Raw genomic sequence first — 18,935 nt, 5'->3', positions numbered from 1 at the left:
AAATCGTGTGATATACTATTTCCATAAAGTGGAATGAAGGTGAATGCGCAATGTCTAATCGAGTTCGAATCGGTGTGATGGGTGTGTACCACGAGACGAATACGTTCGCTCCCGGGCTAACGGAATGGGATGCTTTCCAAGTAACTTCTACCTGGGGAAGGGATGCATTTCTAAGTGCATTTGCTGAAACTAAAACAACCATGGGAGGCGTAATTGATGTAGCCCGGTTGGAAAACGTGGAGCTTCTACCAGGCGTTTACGCCACGGCAACACCAAGCGGTATGGTTTCTGGCAATGCAGCGCGAATGGTAATTGACGAATTGGTGAGATCTGTTACTCCTGACATTGATGGGCTATTAATAATTTTTCACGGAGCAATGGTATCGGAGCACCATCTAGATATGGAAACTGCCGTCCTCCGTGAAATTAGGAAAAAGACAGGGCTTATACTCCCGATCGCCGTAACTGTAGATCTTCATGCGAACCTTGGCGAGGAAATGATTGGTTTATGTGATTTGCTGATAGGTTATGATACATACCCGCATACTGACGCTTATGAAAGAGGTGAGGAGGCCTTACGGCTTCTGATGCGACAAATTCGCAAGGAGATTAAGCCAATCATGATGCTGTCACGGCCACATATGTTGGTTGTGCCACAGAAGATGGTGACTACAGAAGGCGCAATGAAAGAGATTATGGAGGCAGCTTTCCAAATGGAGCGTCACCCTGAGGTTCTGAACGTGACTGTATGCGGCGGATTCCCTTATAGTGATATTCCTCAAGCAGGAATGTCGTTTGTCGTGACGACAAACGGGAACGAGGTGTTGGCACGTAGTTGTGCGGAGAAGTTGAGTGGTTTGGCATGGAAGAATCGAGATCGATTTCGCTTCCGGGAGAAGACGGGAGAGGACGCAATCCAGGATGCTGGATTAGTGAAAGAAGGTCCTATCATTGTAGTAGAAGGATCGGATAATGTGGGGGGAGGTGCGCCTGCAGACGGCACGCACCTGCTTCCGGCACTGCTTCGCCATCATGTTTCGAGCCTGATTGTTATTCGAGACAAAGAAGCGGTTAAGCTTGCATGTGAGTTGGGTATAGGAGCCTCGCTTGCCTGTTGTGTCGGAGGTAAAAGCGACAAATTACACGGTTCGCCAGTACCGATTGATGGAAAAATTCGCATGCTATTCGACGGCAAATACAAGCATAGAGGACCTTATATGACGGGATCTTCTGCTCGTATGGGACGAACGGCGGTTGTTGAAGCCAAGCGTGTCACCTTAGTGCTAACAGAAGAACGGGTCCCTCCTTGGGACATAGGACATATTTCGTCCATTGGTTTGGATCCTTGCGACTACCACCTTATTGTCGTGAAATCAGCGGTTGCCTGGAGGAGCGCATTCGGTCCCTATGCTAAGCAAGTTATTGAAGCGGATACGCCGGGATGCTGTACGGCAAGCCTTCATCGTCTGGCTTACAGCCAATTGCAGAGACCTATCTTTCCGTTCGACTTTACTGAAAAGGAGAATGAGGAATGATTTCTATCAGTGAATCCAAAGTCAAGATGGAAGAAGCCAAAAAATATATTCCTGGTGGGGTTGCCAGTAGCTTGCGCTCTTCTATGAAACCCGTGCCGCTTTATGTGCAGGATGCATCAGGTGCTCGGGTGGTGGACGTCAACAATAATGTGTATATTGATTATTTGTTAGCCTACGGTCCGCTCATTCTGGGACACGCTCATCCAGATTTAACCCGAAATATTCATGAGGCTCTTCTTCGCGGAAGTACATACGGTTTACAACATGATGGGGAAATTCGTTTAGCCAAGCGGCTCACCGAAATTTTGCCTTGCGCAGATCAAGTGGCATTTAGCGGGTCAGGAACAGAGGCGGTAATGCTGGCTTTAAGGTTGGCAAGAGCCTATACAGGTAAAACGAAAATCGTTCGTTTCTACGGACATTACCACGGTTGGTCGGATTCCATTTTTACTTCTTTTCCAAGTCCTGATTTCGGGTCCGTGCAAAAAGACAGCTTACTCTCAGCGGCTGCGCCAGGTACGGGGGGTCAAAGCAACGGCAGTCTGCAGGAGTTGATTCTGCTTCCTTGGAACGATCCCGATGCCCTTGAGAAAGCGTTGAACGAGCATAGTCACGACATCGCTGCTGTCATAACCGAACCAGTGATGTGTAATTCCGGCTGTATCGCTCCAAAGCCAGGATATATGGCATTCATGCGAGAGATTACGTCAAGAATGGGTATTGTTTTGATTTGGGATGAAGTAATTACAGGATTCCGGTTTGGACTTGGAGGTGCACACGAAAGATTCGGTATCCAGCCAGATTTGGTTACAATCGGAAAGGCAATGGCAGGTGGTATTCCGTTAAGCGCTGTTGCTGGCAAAAAGGAAATCCTACAGCTGATTGAGGAAGGTAAAGTGCTCCATTTGGGCACGTTGAATGGAAATAGTCTTTCCACAGCTGCTGGTCTTACGGTCATCGACACGTTATCCAAGGACGGAAGCTTTGCTTTTTCCAAATTGGAAGCCATGGCCGTCATGCTTGCTGAAGGAATTCGAACCTTACTGAAGAATAAGCGCATATCAGGCGTGGTGAACCAGTTAGGACCAGTTTTTCACGTCATGTTTATAGATCGTGAGGAAGTAAGCGATTTTGATACCTTTAATTTACGGGATACACAAGCTTACACCTTTTTCACCGAAAAGCTTCTTGAGGAAGGTGTGCTTATCCGACAGACCGGTTTATGGTATGTATCGACTGCTCATGGTGAGGCAGAAGTGAAGGAAACGCTTCAAGCGATAGATCGGGTGTTGGACAAAATGAAACTATCGACATCAAGAGCTTAAGACTCGGGAGGGATCGACGGACGTACATGCTACATTACGGTAGCGGATACGGGGCGCATCGAGACATTCCAAACGGATATTCCCGGAAGATGCTGGTCCTTATGTAGGAACCAAGAAACGAATTTGAGCAGGCAGGTGATCTGATTGAGTAAAAAGATAGTTGCATTCGGTCAGAGCGGCAAACCGTTTTCCTCCGCGATCCAAGCAGGAGGATTCGTCTTCATTTCTGGCCAAGGAGGTCTGGACCCAGAGACGGGAGAAATTGTAGGGCCTGATCTGCGAGCCCAGACCATTCGCACATTGGACAATATTCGTCTCATTCTTGCCGAAGCGGGTCTCACCTTGGATGATGTCGTGAAAGTGAACGTATATTTAAAGGAAAGAGACCTCTATGCATCGTTCAATGAAATTTACGGAAGTTATTTTTCTTCTCCATATCCGGCGCGAACTACGGTGTATTGCGATCTAAACTTCGATATTTTGGTAGAAATCGATGCCATCGCGTTTGGGGCAGCCGCTGAGAACGAATAGGTAACTGAAAATGCAGAAAAAAATGAGTATGTTACTATTTTAATTTCGATAGAGAAGAAGGGGTTTGCATGAACTTAGAAAAGAAGAATCCGACGGTTAAATCAGCGGATCGTGTGCTTGATATATTTGAATTGTTTGCCGAGGTTATGGAGTTAAATCTCAATGAAATTTCACGGCGGTTGGATTTACCGACCAGCAGTGTATTTAAAATTTTGCAAAATCTGATCAGTCGAGGCTATCTGGAAAAAGACGAGTCCAGGAAAACGTTCCGTCTCGGTTATAAAGTGTTTGAAATCGGAGCCAAATACGTACAAAATACGAATTTGACAACTGAATTTGGTCAAATCGCCCAGCACATTGTCAATGAGATCAACGAGGCGGTGTACTTGTCCATCCGAAACGATAATAAAATCCTGTATATTGCCGAGAAGCAAAGCACTCAGCTTGTCAGGTTGGTGTCGCACTTGGGGATGCAGCTTCCTCTGCATTCAACAGCGATGGGCAAGATGATCTTAAGCGGTCTGAATGACAAAGAAATTGCGGACTTGTATCCGGAATCGCAGTTGGGTGTACTGACAGAACAAACCATTGACAGCTTGGAGAATCTGATGGCGCATATTAAGGAAATTCGACAAGAGAACATAGCGTACAGCCGTGGTGAAGCGATCCAAGGGATCCAATGTGCAGCCGCTCCGATCTATAATTCCGAAAAAAAGATCGTTGCAGCCATGAGTATATCCATTCCGTCGACAAGATGGAATGAACAGATTTGGAGTCGAATGAAGGAACTGGTAATCGAAGGCGCTTACAAGCTTAGTTTAATTAACTATTACCAGCAATCGTAAAAGAACAGGAGGAGTTGCGTGTGGAGCAACTAGATGGAAAAGTGATCCTGATTACGGGGGCGCTCGGCAAGATCGGATTGTCTGGTGTATGCTTATTTCTTCGCCGAGGAGCTAGCGTGGTTGTCAATGATCTCGTTGATGATGCGACTGCTTTACGCAAGCTGAAGGAAGCAGCTGTCGAGCAAGAAGCTCAGTTGCTTTACGTCCAAGCGAATACCGCCGACGAAGGTCAAGTGCGAATGCTGATGGAGCGCATTGTGATAAGGTTTGGCCGGTTGGACGGCATTTATCACAATGCTTATGCCCAAGTGATGAAACCAGCCTTGGAACTCTCCGTGGAGGAATGGAATCAAGTTCTAGCAGGCACGTTAACGAGCACGTTTCTGGTTAACAAATTTGGGCTGGAGCTCATGGTTCGATCAGGTGGTGGTGCTATTGTAAACACATCGTCTATATTGAGTCAAAAGGTAAAACGCAAATGCCTAGCGTATGGAGCGGCTAAAGCGGGAGTCAACCAATTAACCAAGGTCATCGCTGCCGACTATGCCAGCCTTGGGATTCGTGCGAACGCTCTTCTGCCAGGTGACATTAAGACCGAAGAGTCCCTACATATGCTGCCTCCTTCCTTTAAGGAAATGGTTGCAAAAGAAACACCGATTGGCAGATCCGGTCTACCGGATGAAGTATCCGAGCTTGCCGCATTTCTACTTTCCGATGCCGCCTCCTATGTGACAGGGGCCCTGATTAATGTAGACGGAGGATTCTCGCTATGACCATTCCTTACTTCCATCATGAAACACGGGAAACGCTAAAGCAAAAGGCTTCCCAAGGCTTTGTTGCGGTGATTCCATTAGCCGCAACAGAGCAGCATGGCCCACATTTGCCTGTCTATACGGATACCCTCATCTGCGATCATATTGCAGCAAACGCTTGTGTCAAAGCCTCAACTTCTGTGAATCTTCTAGTAGCTCCCACACTTACGATCGGTTGTTCCCAGCATCATCTTTCCTACGGAGGTACGCTTTCTTTTTCGTCTTCTACGTATTTGCATATGCTTCAAGAGATTGGTGAAAGTCTAATTGCCGGAGGTTTCCGCCGCATCCTCTTCCTGAACGGCCACGGTGGCAATGAACCCTTGATGCATCAAGCGGCGCAGGATCTGGCCGTGAATCACAAGATTTGGACTGCTTCCGCTTCCTATTGGAGCTTGTGTCGAGCCGAACTTACGGATTTGCAAGCAAGTGAAATGGGTATGGTGCCTGGACACGCAGGAGGATTTGAGACATCGCTTATTGCCGCACTGGCACCGCAGCTAGTCAGATGGGACCAGATTCGAGATTCTCATCCCAAGAGGGAATGGATTAATGCGGGTCCTCCCGGAACCTTCGTTGGACGGCATGGTCTTTTAACGGGAGATGATGGATATACCGACACTGCCTTGACGGCAGATGCAGCGAAGGGAGAGCTCTATTTGCAGGCTATGATTGATGCAGCGGCCCGATGGTTAGTGCAGGTGTGTCAATGGATGAACACCGAAGAGGAATTTGAAAGATGAAGGTATCGCCAGATATGAAAAGGGTCGTTGCCATAGTGACGGAATATCGCCACGATTCTCATGCAGAGGTCATCGTGGGTCGCCTCTTGGGTAGATTGGATTTCGTTCCCCAGATCAAAGTCGCTGCTCTCTACTTGGATCAGGTTCCACTAAATGATATGGGCAAGGTTGAAGCAGAGGTTTGTGGGGTAGCGATTTATTCGACCATCGGAGAAGCCATCTCCGAAAGCAATTCCGTAGGGGGAATTGATGGTATTTTGTTGATCGGAGAGCATGGGGACTATCCATGGAATGAAAAGCGGCAGAAACTTTATCCAAGACTGCGTTTCTTCGAAGAGACCTTTCAAGCGCTGGACCGATTAGGTTTGAAGGTCCCTATTTTTAACGATAAGCATTTGTCTTTTCGTATGGAAGAGGCAGAGTGGATTTACCAAGGATTGGCGTCGAGAAGGCTTCCTTTCCTTGGCGGGTCGTCCATTCCTCATACCCCTCATGTTCCTGAATTTTCTATAGAGAAACTGCTGGAGGTACGAGAGATCTTCGTCATTAGTTGGCTCGGGATTGAATCGTACGGATATCACGGGATGGAGGTGCTGCAGTCGCTCGCAGAGCAAAGAAGAGGTGGAGAGACGGGAATCAAATCTGTCCAGGCACTGGAAGGGCGTTCTGTCTGGGCTGCAATGGACCAAGGAGTCGTACCCGAGCATTTAATGCTAAGCGCATTGCGCACGGTTCGCGGGGAGTTGCCCGGTCACCCAAGAGACCATGTCGATGTGCCGGTCTTATTCATTATCGAATATTCAGATGGACTCAAGGGTTATGTGCTTCAACTGCAACGGTTTGTTAGGGAATGGGCGTTCGCTTTCAGAGACGCAGAAGGCAGAGTAACGTCAGCAAGGTGTGAAAGTGGTCTTGATCGGCCATACAAGCATTTTGAGAAACTTACACATTGCATTGAGCAAATGATACTATCTGGCAGTTCCCCCGTTCCGATGGAACGAACCTTTGTAACAACGGGCTTGATCAATTTCGGTATGGAAGCGCTACATTTCGGTCGGAAAATGATGACACCGCAGCTCGCGGTCTGTTACTCGCCGAAGGAACTTTAAGCTTCGCTTAAAGATCCCTATATTAGGAGGATTATCTATGAGAACATTCAAAGTAATTTATATACCGCTCGTATTAACATTACTAATGACAGCTTGTGCTAAACCATCCGATTCCGGAACCCCATCCGATTCTGGAAGCCCAACCTCTTCCCCAATTCCACAAAAAGAGGTTACCTTGAAGATCGGGCTCCCTGGTAGCTACGATATTACAAGCAAAAAAATCATCGACGGCTTCCAAGCGAAATATCCAAACATTAAGCTGGATATTGATGAAGCCCCTTGGGCTGATTTTACCAAAAAAATCGTTACCCGCATTGCAGGCAACAATCCGCCAGACATTTGGTTTCAAGAGAATGCGGTCATACTTGGTTATGGTAAACGGGGTGTAGCGGAAAATCTCGAGCCCTACTTGAAGCGTGATTTAAAGACTGACGATTATGCAAATGCGCTTTTATCGGCAAAAACGCCTGAAGGCAAAATATATGGTATACCTCACGGCATAAACCCAGTGGCGCTTGCTTATAACAAGACGCTGTTTAAGGAAAGTAACATTCCCTTCCCAACGGACGATTGGACATATCAAGATTTGATTGAAACGGCAAAAAAACTGACGAAGGACACCAACGGGGATGGAAAACCAGATGTATATGGCTTTCAAACGGGGAACAACATTACGTCGGGCTGGCTGCCTTGGATGAAATCGGTTGGAGGCTCAGCACTGGATCCAACCCTTACAAAAGCCATGTTCACTGATCAGAAGTCAATTCAAGGCCTGACTCAGTGGGCTGACACGATTAACAAGCTGAAGATCAGTCCTACCCGAGAAGTTGCAGCAACCGGAAAGCTATTCGAGAATGGAAAATCGGCGATGGTCTTCCTTCAATATTCAAGTCAGGTTTCCATTAACAAAAGCAGCCCAAACCTGGATTGGGATACGGTTAAGCTTCCTTTCGGTTCCGATGGCAAGCGTTTCGTGCCAATGGTTGTGAACGAATGGTTGATATACTCCAAGGCCAGTAAGGAAGCGAAAGAAGCCGCCTGGACCTTTCTTAAGTATTACTTAAGCGACGAAGCGCAGGGCTATCTATCTGAAAGCGGGGCAAGCCTTCCGGTCAAAAAGAGCGCACTTGAGGCAGTAGAGAAGCTGTCGTTTAAACCGACTAACAAAAAAGCCTATACCAAGGGCATTGAAGAAGCTGGTTCAACATTGGATGAGAATCCATCTTGGAACGAGTGGCGGGCTGCGGCAAATCCAATTCTGGATGATATTATGGACGGTAAAAAAGCGCCAGAAGAAGGCGCCAAGGAGATTCAGACGAAGGTTCAGGCCATACTCGATGACAATAAATAGTTGCCTAATGATCGTTAGAGCAAAAGAGGTGCATACATGCAAAAACAAGGTTATTGGGGGTTCTGTTTCACTCTGCCATTCGTGCTGCAGCTTGTTGTTTTCTTCGCCTTCCCGTTTGTGTTTTCTTTCTACTTGACTTTTACTAAATGGGATTTGTTCAATGACCCACAGTGGATTGGAATAAGGAATTGGACGCAATTTCTTACGCTGAAGACGTTCTGGCTGTCACTTCGCAATGTAAGCTACTTTTCCTTGCTGTTTGTTCCCCTTCAAACGGGATCGGCCCTAATCCTGGCTTACTTGCTGAATCAACAGATACGAGGCAAAACGTTGTTCCGCATGATCTATTTTCTGCCGGTTATTACGCCTTGGGTTGCGGGGGGTATGATCTGGCTTTGGATTTATCAAAATGATTACGGAATTCTGAATTGGCTGCTGGAGCAGATACATATCTCTCCTATCGATTGGATCAGAAGCAATAAATGGTGGCTTGTTATTGGTTCAATTGCCTTGGTCAATATTTGGAAGGGGGCCGGCTATTCGATGGTGCTGATTTTAGCCGGCATGCAAAACATATCCAAAGAAATGATAGAAGCGGCTCAGATGGATGGCGCTTCTGGGTGGACGTTGTTTGCGAAAATTACGGTTCCGATTGTTTCTCCGATGGTTTACATGGTCATGATTTTATCGACGATCTCGGCTTTTCACGCTTTCGATGTCTTTCTAGTCATGCTAGGAGATATTACAGCGGTGGCTGACCGCAACATGGTGCCGAACATCCTGATTTACCGGGATGCGTTCATGAACTTTAAGATGGGCAGTGCCTCTGCGATGGCATGGGGGCTTTTCATAATCATCTTGGGCATTACTTTCGTACAGAAGGTCACGGAAAAAAGGTGGGTTCACTATGAATAAACCGAATGCCATGCTGCATGGGATCGCTTACCTTGTTTTGGGAGGGGGAGCGCTGATTATGCTGGTGCCATTCTTCTGGATGATTTCCACATCGCTGATGCAAGCGGGAACTGAACTCTCCTTGCCTCCGAAGCTGCTGCCGAACCCGATTGTATGGAACAATTACGCGAAAGTATGGACAGAGGTTCATTTTGTCCGCTATACCCTGAACAGTATAGGCGTGACGGTTGTAGATTTAATCGGTACCGTTGCATCCTGTGCGCTGGTTGCTTATGGTCTTGCCTTTTTTCAGTTCCGTGGACGGAATCTTATCTTCATTTCGATGCTCGGAACGATGATGCTGCCTTCGCAAATTACGATGATTCCTACGTATTTCATCTGGAAAACGCTTGGCGGGCTGGATACCTTTTATCCGCTTGTCTTGCGAAGTTTTCTGGGAAGTGCCTTCGGTATTTTCCTTCTGCATCAGTTTTTCAAAACGCTGCCCAGAGAATTATATGATGCGGCCTATGTGGATGGAGCTAATCCATGGAAAATCTTTTACAAGATTTATTTGCCCTTATCTAAGCCAGCTTTGTCGGCGCTTGCGGTGTTCACTTTCATAAGTGCCTGGAACAATACGCTGGAGCCGCTCATTTATTTGCAGAATAAAAAACTGTATACCCTTCCTCTGGGCCTTCTATTTTTAAAAAATGAAGTTGATAACAAGATGACGTTAGTTATGGCTGGGGCAGTTATCACTGTCATTCCGGTAATGCTGGTATTTTCTTTTGCGCAAAAATATTTTATTCAAGGTATCGCCTCAACAGGGTTGAAAGGGTGAATATATTTGATAAGTGCCATATTGATCGGGGCGGGTGTAAGAGGTACGAGAGCTTACGCCCCCTATGCTTTGAAGCATCCGCATGAGCTTCAATTCCTTGCTGTAGCTGAGATAGACACCTATAGGAGAGAACGGTTTGCAAAGCAGCACGGGATTGCCGTTAACGAACAGTACACCACTTGGAAGTCGCTTCTCGCCGGACCAAAGCGCGCAGATCTTGCGCTTATCTGTACGCAGGACAATGACCATGTGGAGCCGGCGTTGCAAGCACTTAGACAAGGATATCACGTCATGTTGGAGAAGCCTATGTCGCCTAAACCCGAAGAAACCTTAGCGCTTGCGGAAGAAGCCGAGCGTCTTGGGAAATCGTTGTTCGTATGCCATGTGCTGAGGTATACACCTTATTTTCAAACAGTCAAAAAGCTGCTATCAGAGGGACGGATCGGTACAGTGATGTCCATTCAGTGGAATGAGAATGTTGGATACTGGCATCAAGCTCACAGCTATGTCCGAGGGAATTGGCGAAATGAAGCTCAATCCAGCCCTATGTTGCTGGCGAAATGCTGTCATGATTTGGATTTAATTCAATGGCTGGTTGGAGATAATTGCCAACTGATTTCTTCTTTTGGAAACCTGTCGTATTTCAATCAGGAACATGCACCTGAAGGATCGACAGAACGCTGTACGGACGGATGCGCCGTTGAGGCCGACTGTCCATATTCTGCGCTCAAGTGGTACTACAACGAGAAGGACACATGGCCCCATAATGCCGTTAGTCCAGAGCCGAAGCTGGATCAAAGATGGAAAGCGATTACAGAGGGACCTTACGGCAAATGCGTGTATCGCTGCGATAATGACGTCGTCGACCATCAGGTTGTGAATTTGCAGTTTCAGGGCGGAGCGACTGTCTCGTTTACCATGAGTGCTTTTACGAACGAAAGTTCCAGAACATTTAAAATCATGGGAACCTTGGGAGAAATTCGCGGGCATTTGGAAAAAAATGAAATAGAAATTCGGATGTATTCCGGGCAAAACGAACAGATCGTGCCGCCAAAACTAGATGGTGGACACAGCGGAGGTGATTACGGGATGATTCGGGATGTGGTCAGGCTGATCAGCAACCCGTCAACTTCAGGAATCTCTCATGGTATTGTGTCTGCGTATAGTCACATGGTAGTTTTTGCCGCAGAACAGTCCCGTATCACGGGAAAGACAGTCGTCTTTGAAGATTATTTGCTTGATATTCGGGAACGGGCTAGACAGATTCATTTGATATGAGATGCGCTGGCGGGAGCATGGCTGACATGCTTTCTTCAGTAAATAGATAACAGCTCTGAGTAGACCGTATGCATCTAAAACCTTAGTCAATTGGAGGGATCAGGATGACGGATTTCCAAACTAATGAGCAAAGGCTTCAGTCGCAAGGTAAGGACGGACAGCAAGAGGAAATTGTAAGGAAAGAGGAGGTAAGGGAGGAGGATGGAGGCATCCGTTCACCCGTGCGGCGTAAGCTGCTGAACATACTGGGAACCGCGGGAGTGACGATAGCCGCTGGGGGTACGCTTATGCGGTTGTTATCTTTGGAAGCCGCTGCTACGGGGGCCACGGTTACAACCAGTGTTTATGGCAATTCTGTTGTGATGCCAAGCAGTCTGAGCAGCAGCGATCCGGGCTATGTGAACGTACTCGATTACGGAGCAGTTGGGGACGGTACAACAGACGATACGGCGGCGTTTCAAGCGGCTGCAGCAAATGGCAAATCGATCATTGTGCCAAGAAGCTCTTCATACTACAAACTGTCGGGATCGGTCGCATTGTCCAATTCTATCATTGGCATGGGGATGCCGGAAATCCGAATGGAAAGTCCGGATGGGTCGATAGCGAAACGGATGTTTCTGATCCAGAGTTACGTCAATGGCGGACTTCATGTGACAGGACTACATCTAAATGGTAATTACTCGGGTGGCACGTTGAATGAGCAATCTCATCTGATATATATCATCAATTCCAAAAATGTGTTTGTTCATAATAACGTCCTGGATGCGCCGTACGGGGATTGTGTCTATATAGGCTCCAATTACATTGCGCCAAGCGAGAACATCCACGTTCGCGAGAATGTGATAAGCAATCCCCGCCGATGTGCTGTCGCCATCGTATCCGGCCGCAAAATATGGATCAGCCGGAATGTCATTAGTGATCCGTTCCCTTACGTGGCTACAATCGATTTGGAGCCGAATAAATCTTCTACGGGAACAGACCTTGTGGAAGATATATGGATCGAGGAGAACGAATTTTACAGTGAAATTTATTTCATTAATTCGTATAATCCCAATGCGTCCTATAAAAATCAACGGATCACGATCGCCGGAAATAAGGGGAAAGCCCGTTATTTCTTCCGAGCTAATACCTCTCCCTCCGATACGGAAAATGTGTCGATCCGTGACAATGAGTTCTATGGCTCTGTCTCTGACGCCCGCATGATTATTTCTTCCAAAGTAGTGAAGGGACTGGAAATCAGCGGCAACCGGGATTATGCCACGGGCGCTTCTGGCTGGTCGATTAGCAATTCGGCGGCGCCTCTGGTTAAGGATAACTATATTGACTCCGCACGCGCAATTGCTGTATCGTTCACGGACTGTCAAGCTGTCAAATTCTCTGGGAACCAAATCAAGAATATCAACTCCTCCTATGGAGCAGTTCGGTTCGACGGTACCCAGTCTACGGGGTTGCATCATCTGACAGGAAATCAATTGACGAGTATTGGTAATGTAGGCTATTGGTTTGGAGCTATAGTTATGAACACACTATTCGACGGGAATGTGACGGAAGCTCAAAGCAAGTGTATACAGATTGACGCGGCAGCTAATGGCTCCAATATTCGGATTACCGAAAATAATGTGTTTGGCGGCAGCGGTACCCCGGTATTCAATCCGCAGTATTTGATTCAATGGTCATCGCCTGAGATTCAGACAAAAGGGGCTTCGGTGGGATGGGCTCAGGCTTCGCCGACTTCAGGTACTTGGAAGCAAGGAACAATGCTCTGGAACTCTCTGCCCTCCATTTCCGCACCAGCGGGATGGGTGTGCGTTTCTGATGGGACTCCCGGGACGTGGGTAACTCTGAATACGATTGGAAATTGAATGGGAGGTATTGTCGATGGAGGATAAGCAAAAGGAAGCATTCAACGAAGCCAATAAGATGCAAGGGCCAATTAGTAGACGAAAGCTGCTTGCTACCTTAGGAGCAGCAGGGGCGGCATTAACAGCTGAAGGGCTGTTCTTCGGCCGATTCGGAATTGCACGTGGCAGTTCGGAACAGTCTGTTACAGGAGCGGTATACGGAAACAATAATACCAGCTTTCCGTTGATGGATTTGGACCAATACAAAGTTTGTGTGGCCACAACCTTGTCTCAATTAAGAACGGGTACTCTAATCAATCCAGCCTTTGCTTATTATGTGACGGATAAAGGAAGAGAAGGCTTCTTCCTTTATGATGCGAATGACACTTCCTCTGCCGACAATGATGGAACCCTTATCGTAGGTCTCAACGGGCGGCGTTTCCTAAGAGTATACAGCGGCGATACGATTAGCGCTTCTTGGTTTGGTGCAAAAGGCGATGGTGTAACGGTCGAAACACAGCAGCTGCAGAACGCGCTCCGGGCGGCAGCTGGCAGGAAGTTGTTTATTCCCAAGCAGCGCAGCGGGTTCTATCTTACGGGCCAGTTGTATTTTCCAAGCGACACGGTCATCGAATTCGAACCCGGAACAGTCGTCCAGGCGATCGACACATTGAACCTCAAAGCGCCGTATGAACGACTAATCCGAATTCTGGACGTTAGGAATGTCCATGTAATCGGGAACGGTGCGACATTGCAAATGAACAAAGCGGTCTATTCCACCGGGGAGCAGGCCCACATTTTTGACATCAGCGGTTCAGAGAACGTGGTCATTGAGCGGATTAACGCCAACGACAGTGGTGGAGATGGTTTTTATGTTGGAGCCTATCTGGCGGTCCAGTCTTACTGTAAAAATATTGTGTTAACCAACTGTACAGCCAATAATAATCGGCGTCAGGGGCTTTCCGTCATTACGGTAGAGGGGCTGCTTGTGGAAAACTGCCGCTTTAATAATACGACAGGGACATCGCCGAAGAGTGGCGTTGATATTGAACCCAACAATACGACGGGTCGGGAGGTCCTGAAGCGGGTACGTTTCGTTAACTGCGTAGCGGAGGGGAATATCGGACGCGGCTTCCTGGTTAGCTTGCAGAAACTAACATCAGCTAACGATCGGATCGACATTACATTTGAAGGATGCCGAACCAAGGGGAATTCATTCGGATACTCCATCAATTATGGCGGGGATGGAACAAAAGGGGTTAAAGGCGAAGTGCGGCTGATCGACTGCACAGCGGAAAACGAACAGTACGCCGGATATTCCGTGTTGTCCTGTTCTCCCGATAGCATCAAGACGACATATGTCCGCTGCAGAGCGGTCAACTGTAACACGGTGAACGCGCCAGAGGACCCCTATGGCTTCGGTTCTTCGTTCATCGTTACCACAGTACCGCAGTTTCCGAGAGTAGCGATCGGCAACGTGGAGTATTATGACTGCGAATCGATTGATGAACGGGCTGTTCCGATAATCGTCAGAGGATTCACTGCCAAAAAGAATAATAATGAGCAAATTCGGGGCATGAAATACGTGAATTGCAGTGTGAGAGGAGGAGCACAAAGCCTTTATTCGATTGACGCGGCCACTTCTGAAGTGGTTATCTCGAATGTTTCGCTGCCCCTGCAAAAAGTCGGTTCATCCGGTCCCGTCAGCTTAAGCTGGATGGGCACTAAAATTACGAATGCTGATGCTTCGGGCGACATCTTGCTTTCTTTGCCAGCAGCAAAAAAAGGATTCTTATTTACCTTTTTCATTGAGAAGTCATCTATGTTAAAGATTACAACTTCGGCAGGATCAGCGATTTGGACACCACAAGGGGGATTACCGTTGATTCAGTCGGCAAATCCGGGAGACTCGATTACCGTGATCGGCAGAGCGGACGGATTCTGGGAGATTGTGAATGTGATCGGTTTTTGGTTTGGTACAAGTTGAAGGGGATACCGGTAACATATAAGGAAAGCAGGTGGCAAAGCATTGACTGACTTCAACCTGTTAACATATTACTCGGCTGAGGGGAACGCTGAATCAAATCCGAAGCATGTTCAAGCGGATCTATGTATATTTGGGGGAACTCCAGCAGGGATTGTCGCTGCGGTTCAAGCGAGCAGGATGGGACTTCGAGCAGTGATTGCAGAATTTGGCATGCATCTTGGTGGAATGTCGGCCAGTGGCCTGGGTCGAACGGATATCGGCAGCGAGGAGGCCATCGGGGGACTGTCCAGAGCATTCTATAGAACGTTGGGCAAACATTATGGCAGCCGCGAATCGGATGGGGCAGCGTGGGCGTTTGAGCCCCATATCGCAGAACGGATCTTTACGGAATGGGTGCAGGATGCAGCGGTACCCGTTTACTACAAACAGCATTTAGATAAAGTTGACATGCAGAACGGTCGGATAACCAGAATCACCATGGAGAATGGTAATACCTTCTCTGCATCTATCTTCATCGATGCGACTTATGAAGGTGATCTGTTAGCCCGTGCCGGCATTTCCTACCATGTCGGTCGAGAGTCAAATTCCTTATACAAGGAAACGCTGAATGGCATTCATTTCGGACACCCAAAGCATAATTTCTATACATGGGTTGACCCGTATAGAATCGAAGGGAAGCCGGACAGCGGCCTGCTTCCCGGTGTCAGCGATGCAGAGCCGGGATTTCAAGGTCAGGGAGACAAATGCGTTCAAGCGTATAATTTCCGCATTTGCCTTACGAACGTGCCGGATAATCAGATCCCGTTCCCGCAACCTTCCCATTATGATCCCGGACGGTTTGCTCTAATGGCCCGATATATCCGCTCAGGGGTATGGGATGCGTTAAAGCTGAATGTCATGATGCCCCGTGGGAAAACGGATTTGAATAATCGAGGAGGTTTCAGTACCGATCATATTGGCGGCAATTATGATTGGCCGGACGGCGATTATGCAACTAGAGAGCGAATTTATCAAGACCACGTCAATTACAATTTGGGCCTGCTTTATTTTCTCTCAAATGATGATAGTATTCCTGCCCGCATTAGAGGTGAAATGAGGCAGTGGGGACTTCCTGCCGATGAATTCTTGGATACGAATGGGTGGCCTCACCAATTGTACGTACGTGAAGCTCGACGAATGGTATCCGAAGTCGTCATGACGGAGCGTCACTGCCGCAAAATTGAAAAGGTAACGGATTCCATTGGACTTGCCGCTTATACCATGGATTCACATAATTGCAGGAGAATCGTACTGGATGGACGTTGTGTGAATGAAGGTAACGTTGAAATCAGTCCAACCGGCGCTTATCCGATCTCTTATCGCGCAATTGTACCAAGGGGAGAGGAGTGTTCCAATCTCCTGGTTCCGGTCTGCTTATCGTCTTCCCATATCGCCTATGGTTCGATCAGAATGGAGCCGATTTTTATGATCTTGGGGCAATCTGCGGCAACTGCGGCTGCTTTGGCCATAGAACAAGGATGTGCGGTTCAGGATGTTGATTACGAGGTCCTTAGGGAACGGTTAGAATTAGATGGACAAATTATTCAAGTATAACGGCCCAAGTCAGCTGTTCCCCCGGAATTCCAAATCATAACTACTATACACTACCAAAAGGTCTCCCACATCAGTGGGAGACCTTTTGGTATGGGGAATGACCGCTTCACTTCTCCACGTTTCCCTCTCGTCTCCCTAACTTTTAATCGTTCCCTTTGTGATATAATAGATCAAAGACTTTTCACCGGAGGATCAAACAACATGACTCAGGAACATTGGCATCAGCATCAGTTTCGTGTGAGATATGAAGAAACGGATCAAATGGGGGTTGTGTACCATGCCAACTATTTGACGTGGTTCGAGATTGGGAGGACCGAACTTATCAGGGAGCTTGGATACCCATACCGGCGAATTGAGGAGAAGGGGCTATTGCTGCCGCTTGTTGAAGCAGAGATTAAGTTCAAGAAGCCTGCACGTTATGATGACTTGGTATGCGTGAACACACGAGTGATTGACATGAGCAGTGTTCGGCTCCATTTTGCTTATGAAATCCGTAAAGTTTCGGAAGAAATGATGACTCTAAACGAAGATTCTGCTGCACAACCTACTGGGGAATTACTTGTTACTGGAGCAACTCGTCACGTTTGGGTGAATCCTTCTTGGAAGCCAATACGTATAGAGAAGGAAGCGCCAGAATTATGGCAGCTGTTAGCTAAGTATTCATAAAAGGGGCTGAGCTTATGTTTCGTATCATTCTTGCCATTTTAATTCTAGTGCCTGCCATAGAAATTACGCTTCTTATTACACTTGGGCATTTTATTGGCGGCTGGACAACATTCGCGCTTATTATAATAAGCGGCTTCTTAGGTGCCTATTTCGCCAAGCGGGAAGGACGCAAAGTGCTGGAGTATGCCAAGTTTGAGTGGTCTCAGGGCCAACTGCCTGCACAGCATTTGTTAGATGGAATCTGTATTTTCATCGGAGGCATTCTATTAATTACACCGGGGTTCATCACCGATATTTTCGGATTTCTACTTGTTTTTCCTTACACGAGACCGATCTTCAAGGTAATGCTGCTTGCACTGATTCAAAAGCAAATCGGCAGAGGCCGCATCAATATCATTAAACGCAGATAAAAACAAAGGCTCGGTCACCCCGTCTATTTGGGAGGAACCGAGCCTTTTTGTATGTAAGCCGCCATATCATGAAAGATTCTTGCGCGATAGAACGCAGCAATCAGAATGAGAGTCACAGGACCAACAAGAAGCCCGAGGAGTCCGAATAGTTTCAATCCAACGAACATGGCGATTAACGTAGCCAGAGGGTCTAATCCGACTGAAAAGGCGAGCACCTTAGGCTCCATAATCTGTCTGGCAATCACGATGACACCATACAGAACACTGAGGCCGATTCCGAGGAAATAGTCTCCTTGCGCAAAGAAAACATATAAGATCCAAGGTACCATAACCGCACCTGTCCCCAAGTAAGGCATCAGGTCTGCTAAGCCTGTTAATAAACCGATGGTTATGGCATAGTCAACGCGCAAGACCAGCAAGCCAATGATGACCACAAGAGCGGTTAGCGAAACAAGAATCAGTTGGGCGCGCATGTAGCCGAAAAGTGCTTTTTGCAAATCGGTCCGAATCAATTGGGTTGTCTTCACAATCATGTCGGAGAAGATCCCTTTATATCGTTTGATAAGCTGATACCAATCTTTACTAATGAAAAAGGTGGCCAGCATAACAATAATAGTGATGGTTGCGATATTCGGCAAAGAAGTTAGAAATCTTTTCAAAGTATCAAATACATAGCCAATAATGAACTTACTCACGTCTGCAATGGAGCCTGCTGTCGAAGATAAATTGTTGTTGACGGTTTCTTGGTATTTCGGGTTATTTTCAAAAAACTGATTAATACGTTCAATCCAATTTTGGAAAGCCGTTGAGTTAATGAAAACATTGAATTGCTCCACCCATAGGTTAATCTGAATCTGCAAGGTATCCGCAAGTGATCCTAATTCTACGACTATATTCGCAACTAGTAAGGTTATGGCCGTAACCATGGCACTTATGAATAACAACATGGATAAGGTCACAGCAAGCCAGCGCGGCAACTTTACCTTGAATTGGAAGAAGTTCACAAGGGGATTAAGCATAAGAGCTAGAATCCAGCCGAAAATAAATGGGTAAATCAGTGGGATAACATAGTAGAAAGCGAGTCCGATTAGAACAATGATTAGTGCCACCCAAATGCCCCTGAAAATCTGATGAACTAAACGTGGATTCAGGATACCCATGGTCTTTTTCT

General features: G+C 47.1%; 17 protein-coding genes. 16 read left to right on the top strand and 1 reads right to left on the bottom strand.

What is annotated here, in order from left to right; translation table 11 throughout:
- The first annotated feature begins 50 nt into the window (after window positions 1–50).
- The 16 genes from GC098_RS09410 to GC098_RS09335 all read left to right on the top strand — a co-directional run bounded on the left by GC098_RS09410 (window position 51) and on the right by GC098_RS09335 (window position 17,764).
- The gene (locus GC098_RS09410) at window positions 51–1,535 is read left to right on the top strand and encodes a M81 family metallopeptidase (RefSeq protein WP_171642923.1); all 1,485 of its coding nucleotides are present in this window, start codon (window positions 51–53) and stop codon (window positions 1,533–1,535) included.
- Complete coding sequence (locus GC098_RS09405; protein WP_171642922.1) at window positions 1,532–2,860, top strand: aspartate aminotransferase family protein; 1,329 nt, start codon at window positions 1,532–1,534, stop codon at window positions 2,858–2,860. Before GC098_RS09410 ends, GC098_RS09405 begins: the two co-directional genes overlap by 4 nt.
- 144 nt (window positions 2,861–3,004) lie before the next feature.
- Window positions 3,005–3,391: a RidA family protein gene (locus GC098_RS09400; protein WP_171642921.1), complete on the top strand. Its 387-nt coding sequence runs from the start codon at window positions 3,005–3,007 to the stop codon at window positions 3,389–3,391.
- 68 nt (window positions 3,392–3,459) lie between these two features.
- Window positions 3,460–4,236 (top strand): IclR family transcriptional regulator, encoded by a 777-nt coding sequence (locus GC098_RS09395; protein ID WP_171642920.1) that lies wholly within the window; start codon window positions 3,460–3,462, stop codon window positions 4,234–4,236.
- 20 nt (window positions 4,237–4,256) lie between these two features.
- Complete coding sequence (locus GC098_RS09390) at window positions 4,257–5,009, top strand: SDR family NAD(P)-dependent oxidoreductase (RefSeq protein ID WP_171642919.1); 753 nt, start codon at window positions 4,257–4,259, stop codon at window positions 5,007–5,009.
- Window positions 5,006–5,791: a creatininase family protein gene (locus GC098_RS09385; RefSeq protein ID WP_171642918.1), complete on the top strand. Its 786-nt coding sequence runs from the start codon at window positions 5,006–5,008 to the stop codon at window positions 5,789–5,791. The genes GC098_RS09390 and GC098_RS09385 overlap by 4 nt, the downstream gene beginning before the upstream one ends.
- A 14-nt stretch (window positions 5,792–5,805) precedes the next feature.
- A complete protein-coding gene (locus tag GC098_RS09380) occupies window positions 5,806–6,900 on the top strand; it encodes a hypothetical protein (RefSeq protein ID WP_171642917.1) in 1,095 nt (364 codons plus the stop codon).
- Window positions 6,901–6,937: 37 nt separating this feature from the next.
- Window positions 6,938–8,251, top strand: coding sequence for an ABC transporter substrate-binding protein (locus GC098_RS09375; protein ID WP_171642916.1), 1,314 nt, complete (start codon window positions 6,938–6,940; stop codon window positions 8,249–8,251).
- 36 nt (window positions 8,252–8,287) lie between these two features.
- Complete coding sequence (locus tag GC098_RS09370; protein WP_171642915.1) at window positions 8,288–9,166, top strand: carbohydrate ABC transporter permease; 879 nt, start codon at window positions 8,288–8,290, stop codon at window positions 9,164–9,166.
- A complete protein-coding gene (locus tag GC098_RS09365) occupies window positions 9,159–9,989 on the top strand; it encodes a carbohydrate ABC transporter permease (RefSeq protein WP_171642914.1) in 831 nt (276 codons plus the stop codon). Before GC098_RS09370 ends, GC098_RS09365 begins: the two co-directional genes overlap by 8 nt.
- Before the next feature lie 6 nt (window positions 9,990–9,995).
- Complete coding sequence (locus GC098_RS09360) at window positions 9,996–11,267, top strand: Gfo/Idh/MocA family protein (protein ID WP_171642913.1); 1,272 nt, start codon at window positions 9,996–9,998, stop codon at window positions 11,265–11,267.
- Window positions 11,268–11,371: 104 nt separating this feature from the next.
- Window positions 11,372–13,129 (top strand): glycosyl hydrolase family 28-related protein, encoded by a 1,758-nt coding sequence (locus GC098_RS09355; RefSeq protein WP_171642912.1) that lies wholly within the window; start codon window positions 11,372–11,374, stop codon window positions 13,127–13,129.
- A 16-nt stretch (window positions 13,130–13,145) separates the two neighbouring features.
- A complete protein-coding gene (locus GC098_RS09350) occupies window positions 13,146–15,095 on the top strand; it encodes a right-handed parallel beta-helix repeat-containing protein (RefSeq protein WP_171642911.1) in 1,950 nt (649 codons plus the stop codon).
- Between the two features lie 42 nt (window positions 15,096–15,137).
- Window positions 15,138–16,688, top strand: a complete 1,551-nt coding sequence (locus GC098_RS09345; RefSeq protein ID WP_216625216.1) for an FAD-dependent oxidoreductase — start codon at window positions 15,138–15,140, stop codon at window positions 16,686–16,688.
- A 201-nt stretch (window positions 16,689–16,889) separates the two neighbouring features.
- Window positions 16,890–17,354 (top strand): acyl-CoA thioesterase, encoded by a 465-nt coding sequence (locus GC098_RS09340; RefSeq protein WP_171642910.1) that lies wholly within the window; start codon window positions 16,890–16,892, stop codon window positions 17,352–17,354.
- A 14-nt stretch (window positions 17,355–17,368) separates the two neighbouring features.
- Window positions 17,369–17,764 (top strand): FxsA family protein, encoded by a 396-nt coding sequence (locus GC098_RS09335; RefSeq protein ID WP_171642909.1) that lies wholly within the window; start codon window positions 17,369–17,371, stop codon window positions 17,762–17,764.
- Window positions 17,765–17,787: 23 nt separating this feature from the next.
- On the opposite strand, the gene ytvI is transcribed toward GC098_RS09335, so the two are convergent.
- On the bottom strand, window positions 17,788–18,924 hold the full coding sequence (gene ytvI / locus GC098_RS09330) for a sporulation integral membrane protein YtvI (RefSeq protein ID WP_171642908.1): 1,137 nt from the start codon (window positions 18,922–18,924) through the stop codon (window positions 17,788–17,790).
- Between the last annotated feature and the right edge of the window lie 11 nt (window positions 18,925–18,935).

The organism is Paenibacillus phytorum (assembly GCF_013141715.1).
Taxonomy (GTDB): Bacteria; Bacillota; Bacilli; order Paenibacillales; family NBRC-103111; genus Paenibacillus_E; species Paenibacillus_E phytorum.
Note: the sequence above shows the minus strand (reverse complement) of the source record. Positions and strands in the feature narration are given on the sequence as shown.

Excerpts from the sequence above, each read along its gene's own strand:
- GC098_RS09410 (WP_171642923.1), top strand. The coding sequence starts at position 51 with ATGTCTAATCGAGTTCGAATCGGTGTGATGGGTGTGTACCACGAGACG.
- GC098_RS09405 (WP_171642922.1), top strand. The coding sequence starts at position 1,532 with ATGATTTCTATCAGTGAATCCAAAGTCAAGATGGAAGAAGCCAAAAAA.
- GC098_RS09395 (WP_171642920.1), top strand. The coding sequence starts at position 3,460 with ATGAACTTAGAAAAGAAGAATCCGACGGTTAAATCAGCGGATCGTGTG.
- GC098_RS09385 (WP_171642918.1), top strand. The coding sequence starts at position 5,006 with ATGACCATTCCTTACTTCCATCATGAAACACGGGAAACGCTAAAGCAA.
- GC098_RS09380 (WP_171642917.1), top strand. The coding sequence starts at position 5,806 with ATGAAAAGGGTCGTTGCCATAGTGACGGAATATCGCCACGATTCTCAT.
- GC098_RS09375 (WP_171642916.1), top strand. The coding sequence starts at position 6,938 with ATGAGAACATTCAAAGTAATTTATATACCGCTCGTATTAACATTACTA.
- GC098_RS09370 (WP_171642915.1), top strand. The coding sequence starts at position 8,288 with ATGCAAAAACAAGGTTATTGGGGGTTCTGTTTCACTCTGCCATTCGTG.
- GC098_RS09365 (WP_171642914.1), top strand. The coding sequence starts at position 9,159 with ATGAATAAACCGAATGCCATGCTGCATGGGATCGCTTACCTTGTTTTG.
- GC098_RS09355 (WP_171642912.1), top strand. The coding sequence starts at position 11,372 with ATGACGGATTTCCAAACTAATGAGCAAAGGCTTCAGTCGCAAGGTAAG.
- GC098_RS09350 (WP_171642911.1), top strand. The coding sequence starts at position 13,146 with ATGGAGGATAAGCAAAAGGAAGCATTCAACGAAGCCAATAAGATGCAA.
- GC098_RS09340 (WP_171642910.1), top strand. The coding sequence starts at position 16,890 with ATGACTCAGGAACATTGGCATCAGCATCAGTTTCGTGTGAGATATGAA.
- GC098_RS09335 (WP_171642909.1), top strand. The coding sequence starts at position 17,369 with ATGTTTCGTATCATTCTTGCCATTTTAATTCTAGTGCCTGCCATAGAA.
- ytvI (WP_171642908.1), bottom strand. The coding sequence starts at position 18,924 with ATGGGTATCCTGAATCCACGTTTAGTTCATCAGATTTTCAGGGGCATT.